We start from the raw sequence: 5,454 nt of genomic DNA, 5'->3' as shown, positions 1-5,454 counted from the left end.
CCCGGCAGGCGCTGGACCCTTTGGCGTCGATCGTTTTGCCGCAACGGGCACGAAGCGTTCTCGCGGTCCCCCAATGACCGTTTCGCGGTTTTGATGGACGATTCATGTTTGCTCGTCGACGCATCGCGCAGCGGTTCGCCGCGCGTCGAACGGATCTGGACAACTCCGGGCGCGCGCGGCGTCATATCGACACGGCAAGGGCTGTGGGCGTGGGGTCCGGCGGGCGTTTCGCGACTCGACGCGAATGATGCAAAGGGTGCGGGCATGCCGCATGAAGGCCGTGCGAGAACCGCGGTTCTGGATGCCGCAACAGGCGGCGGATGGATCATTCTGCTTCAGCCCGACTTTGTTCTGGTATGCAACGACCATGGCGGCGAAGTCGCTCGTTTGCCGATGGAGAACGTGCACGCGGTCGGCTTCGCTGGCGCAACTTTCGTGACGGCGAGTCATCGTGGATTGCGAATGCACAAATTGAACGAGCGCGGGCGCATCGACAGGGGCAAGCTGTTTGCGGACTGGCCCGTTCAGCAGCTCGTCAGCGCACAGGGCACGGGCTCTTTGTTCGCAAGGCGCGACGAGAATCACTGGACAGAAATCCTGCCTGACATGCGGATCGGTGCGACGTACGCGGATATGCCGTGGGAAGTCAGCAGCGCGAGTACGGGTGCATACTTGGCTCGACTTGGGGGCGGGGCGGCGCTTGAGTTGTATCGCGTTCCGAAGGCGCCGCAACTCGCGTTGCCAAGACCGGAGGCGCGATCTACGCAAACCTGAATCAGCGCGACGCGCACCAACCTGTCGCGCGCACCTGCAAGACCACGCACTTCATATTCGCGTTGAGGCCGTTTGCCGTCGAGCGCATCCAGCAGATGCCGCGCCGCGAGCCTTCCGTTCATTGCGGTGCCTAAGAGCGAAGCGCCGGACACCGCCCGAAAGCACGATTGCCCCGAGTCTCGCCCTCAAGTACCTGTCCGCATCCAACACACGGCAAGCTATTTGTTCGCAGGTCGCCAACACATCGACGTCCGATGCAGTTCACATGCAATCTCTCGTGCGCAGCTATCGCGCAGGACAGCGACCTCTCGATGGTGCGGAGAATGGAAGCTATCTCGCGAAGCCGCGCCGTGGAAGCCTTCGGGCGGCACTCGGTCCGCAGGGAAAGCGGACGGAACTATCGGCGCTTCAGGCGATGACGATATGTTTGCCGAGGGAGCGCCTCCTGGCACATCTTTCGCATAGGTACTACGAGATGGACCGCCACACTGACACAGAACAGATTTTAATTTTTTTTGGATCGACATTCGCAGTTTAGTTACCCGTTTTATTCGCCAATGTCGGGCGCCGAGAATTTCAAGCACTTTATATAGGATTATCCGACTAAATGCTGACGTCACGGATGTCGGTTATATAAATACGGATTCCAAAGTTTATGCTCTGTAGAAAAGGCCCTCGCACGTTGGACGGCGCACATACGGTTTTACCCGGTAATTCGATGATGTTCTCAAGTTCAGAGAAAGACACTCACATGGCCTTAACGCGATCCTGTGCTCCTGGATCGTAGATAGTGTTCCTAATGTTAGGGAGAGTGTCTTATAGCTTTGTGTTCATTTTTTTAGCGTTGTCCATCAAAACGGTGGTAGCTCAAGTTGAGAGACGAGCTCGATACCATCGGCGCTTGGCATGTCGCCGGCTAGTCTCGCGAAGCAATCCGGTTGCGCGTTAGCGCAGGCTCGTCCTAAAAGGCGCGCACCGAAATTTAGGAGTTTGTCAAACATGACCTCATTCAGAGGGCGCGCAATTACCGGACTGAATTCGACTTGTGAAAGTGCATGCATGATGGAAAAGCTACGCTTTGGAATTAGAGCGATGGAACAACGCGGAGGTGCCGGTAATGGGAGCAGCGTCGGGGAATCGAATAGTCCTGGTCTTTTACCGGAGAGTCTCACCAGTCTTTCGCCCATGTCGGTTGAAGGCAGTAAGCCGGGCGCGATGAAGGTAGAAAGAGCAACCCGCAAACCGCACGTCAATAAAGAAGACGAACAGTTACTCGAAATTGTCGCCACTTTGACAAGCTGCTTGCATCGCGCAGACAGCCGGCATTCGGAATCAGAGACACAGTCTGTTTATGTTTCGCCCTGGCAAAAGGAAATAGCCAGCATCGCCAAAATGGGTGGTTTGGGCGAATGCCCGCATGAGATGGCGAGAATTGTCGCCAGGTCGTTTTATCGAGAAATGACAATAGCGGGATTCAGTCAGAGCCAGATCATAAAAGTGGCGTCGGAAATTATCTCGGAGTTGAGTGTGAGCGTCCGGCGGCACAGCAAGCGCATGACCTCAAAGAGCAGCTAGATGGGATGCGCCCGGACGGGTTCGTTCGACCACGCCGGTTGCAAGCAAGTCGTCCTTTAGATGGCGTCGTGGCCGAAATCGATTGAAAGCGATTCGATGATCTCTCGGCGCTGTGCCTTGGCTAATTGCCAAGTGACTCTATCAGGCGATGAAAGTTGACGATACAGAGTATTTAGTATCACTACCTTGGTCTTGTCGGATAAAAGCATGGTTAGCAGAGTCTCGATAGGCGATGCCAGGCAATGAGTTGATCAATGTCGCCGGTCCGCGGCGGCAAGCCCAGGATTTCGGCCCGAAGGCAAAGGGCCGATTGCAGCTGTTAAACGCCGCTTGCATGTATTGCTGAAGTATGGAGAGAAGTCATGACCAGACGCACCTTGCTCGAAGTTTTCATCGACAATACGACACCGGACACGTCCGCTTCCTACATGTACTTGCGTGATGGCGAGATTGTGGACCGTACGTTGACGCATTACGAACTGCTTCAACGCGCTAAAGGACTGGCTGAATGGCTGAAGCAGCAAGGCATGTCGGGCAAGCGCGCTCTGCTGGTTTTTCCCACCGGTCTGGAATTCGTTGAGGCCTTTCTCGCGTGCCTCATTGCGAACGTAACGACGGTCCCCGTGGCGCCTGTCCCGTTGACGGGCGATACGAACAAGGCCAAGCGCCTGTCGGTTCTCATGGACGATTGTCAGCCGTCGATCGTGCTCGGCGTAGGCAAGACCATCGGCAATGCGGGCGCCTTCGTCGAGCAAAACCCGAAATGGAGCGATCTGGCGTGGCTGGAGGTCGACACATTCGAAGGGTGGGACGCCTTTCCCGACCGCGCCATCGACATGCCTTCGCCGACTGCAATCGCGGTGCTCCAGTACACCTCGGGTTCGACTGGCATGCCCAAGGGCGTAATGCTGTCCCACCAGAACATTCTGCACAATCTGATTCAGTGGGACCACGGGCTGGGCCATGACGACGCCAGCCGAATCATCTCCTGGGTGCCGCATTTCCATGATCTTGGCCTTCTCTACGGGATTCTGTTCCCGATGTACCGGTCGATATCGGCGTGCCTGCTGCCCGGTGTCGCCGTCGCCCAGACGCCGCTGCGCTGGCTGAAGGCGATCTCGGATTTCAAGGGCACGCACAGCATGGGCCCCAACTTCATGTACGGGCACTGCTGTCAAAAGATCTCCGAACATGACTGCGAAGGCCTGGACCTGTCGTCCTGGCGCATGGCACTCAATGCTGCCGAACCGGTCAGCGTCGAAACCGTGAGCAAGTTCAACGGGAAGTTCGGCAGCTATGGCTTTCCGCCCGACGCAATGACTGCGGGGTATGGCCTGGCCGAGGCGACGTGCTTCGTCACATGCCAGACCTGGGACGAGCCCGTTCGCGCGCTGTCGCTGTCGGCCAAAGCGCTGTTGTGCAATGAAGTCCGGCTCGCCAAGGCGGGCGAGCCGACAGCCGACATGGTGGCCTGCGGCAAGGCGCTAAACGGCACCACGGTGAAGATCGTCGATCCCGCTCGCCTGACCGAATGCGCCCCGGACGAGGTCGGGGAGATCTGGATCCACAGCGGGAGCATTTCCAGCGGCTATTGGAACAGGCCCGACGAAACCGCCCAGACGATGGGCGCGACCATGGCGGGCGATCGAAGCGGCCAGCAGTTCCTTCGAACCGGGGACTTGGGATTCGTCAACGAAGGCGACCTCTTCACAACTGGCCGAATCAAGGATCTCATCATCGTGCATGGGGACAACTACTACCCGCAGGACGCCGAGCGTGAGATCGGGCGCGCTCACCCTGGCTTTGCACCAGGCGGTTGCGCCGTTTTCCCGGTCACGCTCGATGGCGAGGAGCGGATCGTTGTCGTTCAGGAACTCACGCGTGCCCACCGGGGCGGACCGTACGACGAGATGTTCGGCGCCATCCGCCGCGCAGTGGGCGCCGCGTTCGACCTGCCGGTGTTCGCGATGGTGTTGATACAGCCCGGCACCACGGCCAAGACGTCGAGCGGCAAGATCCAGCGCAGCCAGTCGAAGCGGGCGTTTCTCGAGGGCGGCTTGCGGGTCGTCGCGAAGTGGGAAATCGATCCCGACGCCAAGGCGTCGGTCCAGTCGCCGATGGCTGCGTGCCCGTCGAGCGCAGCCGAGGTGGAAGCATTCCTGACGCGTCGGGCTGCGGAAATCTCTCAGGTATCGCAGCAGAGCGTGCGCGCCGATCGCCCGTTCTCGGAGTACGGGCTGGGCTCGATCGATGCGGCCAGCCTGGCGACCGAGCTCGCGAGCCGGTTCAAGGTCGAGGTTTCTCCCACCGACTTCTATGACCATCCCAGCATCCGGCAACTTGCTCGTCACCTGAGCCGCAGGATCGAGGGCGACGGCTGGCGAGCGAAATCTGCTGACCCGGCGTCCTGCGACCCGGATTCCGTGGTGGTCGTCGGCATGGCGTGCCGCTTTCCGGGTGCGGACAGTCTCGCCGCCTACTGGGCGTTGCTCTCGGAAGGCCGCAGTGGCATCACCGCGCGCCGGCGTGACGACGGCACGGTGCGCCATGGCGGATTTCTCGACGACCTGATCGAGTTCGACAACGCGTTCTTCTCGATCACGAATCGCGAAGCAGCCTGCATGGACCCCCAGCAACGCATTGCAATGCAGGTCGCATGGCATGCGCTCGAGGACGCGGGCATCAAGCCCGATGCCATCGCCGGCACCGACACGGGCGTGTTCTTCGGCGCGTCGGCCTTCGACTACGGCTTGCTGCAACTGACGCATGCCGAGCTCGATGCCTACAGCAGTCAAGGATCGATGCTGGCGGTCATCGCCAACCGCATCGCGTATCAGCTGGATTTGCGCGGGCCATCCTTCGTCGTGGACACCGCCTGCTCGTCGGCGCTTACCGCGGTCCACCTCGCTTGCCGCAGTCTGCGGGATTCCGAATGCCGCACGGCCATCGTAGGGGCGGTCAACGTCCTTTTGGCGAGCGAATGGGACGAAGGGCTCATCAAGGCCGGCATGCTGTCGCCCGACGGACAATGCAAGACGTTCGACGCGTCGGCGAACGGCTACGTGCGCAGCGAGGGTTGCGGCGCACTCGTGCTCAAGCGCTATC

The 5,454-nt window shown here is 59.7% G+C and carries 3 protein-coding genes; all 3 read left to right on the top strand.

The window, feature by feature from the left end; translation table 11 throughout:
* The first annotated feature begins 93 nt into the window (after window positions 1–93).
* The gene (locus tag AWB67_RS41100; protein ID WP_087660408.1) at window positions 94–774 is read left to right on the top strand and encodes a hypothetical protein; all 681 of its coding nucleotides are present in this window, start codon (window positions 94–96) and stop codon (window positions 772–774) included.
* A gap of 999 nt (window positions 775–1,773) precedes the next feature.
* Complete coding sequence (locus AWB67_RS34255; protein ID WP_125477812.1) at window positions 1,774–2,349, top strand: hypothetical protein; 576 nt, start codon at window positions 1,774–1,776, stop codon at window positions 2,347–2,349.
* Window positions 2,350–2,711: 362 nt separating this feature from the next.
* Window positions 2,712–5,454 (top strand): beta-ketoacyl synthase N-terminal-like domain-containing protein (locus tag AWB67_RS34250; protein WP_143328448.1); only part of this gene is annotated, 2,743 nt, incomplete at its 3' end.

It is taken from the genome of Caballeronia terrestris (assembly GCF_001544515.1).
Taxonomy (GTDB): domain Bacteria; phylum Pseudomonadota; class Gammaproteobacteria; order Burkholderiales; family Burkholderiaceae; genus Caballeronia; species Caballeronia terrestris.
The sequence above is the reverse complement of the archived record's forward strand: the minus strand, read 5'-3'. Positions and strand labels throughout refer to the sequence as shown.

Excerpts from the sequence above, each read along its gene's own strand:
- AWB67_RS41100 (WP_087660408.1), top strand. The coding sequence starts at position 94 with ATGGACGATTCATGTTTGCTCGTCGACGCATCGCGCAGCGGTTCGCCG.
- AWB67_RS34255 (WP_125477812.1), top strand. The coding sequence starts at position 1,774 with ATGACCTCATTCAGAGGGCGCGCAATTACCGGACTGAATTCGACTTGT.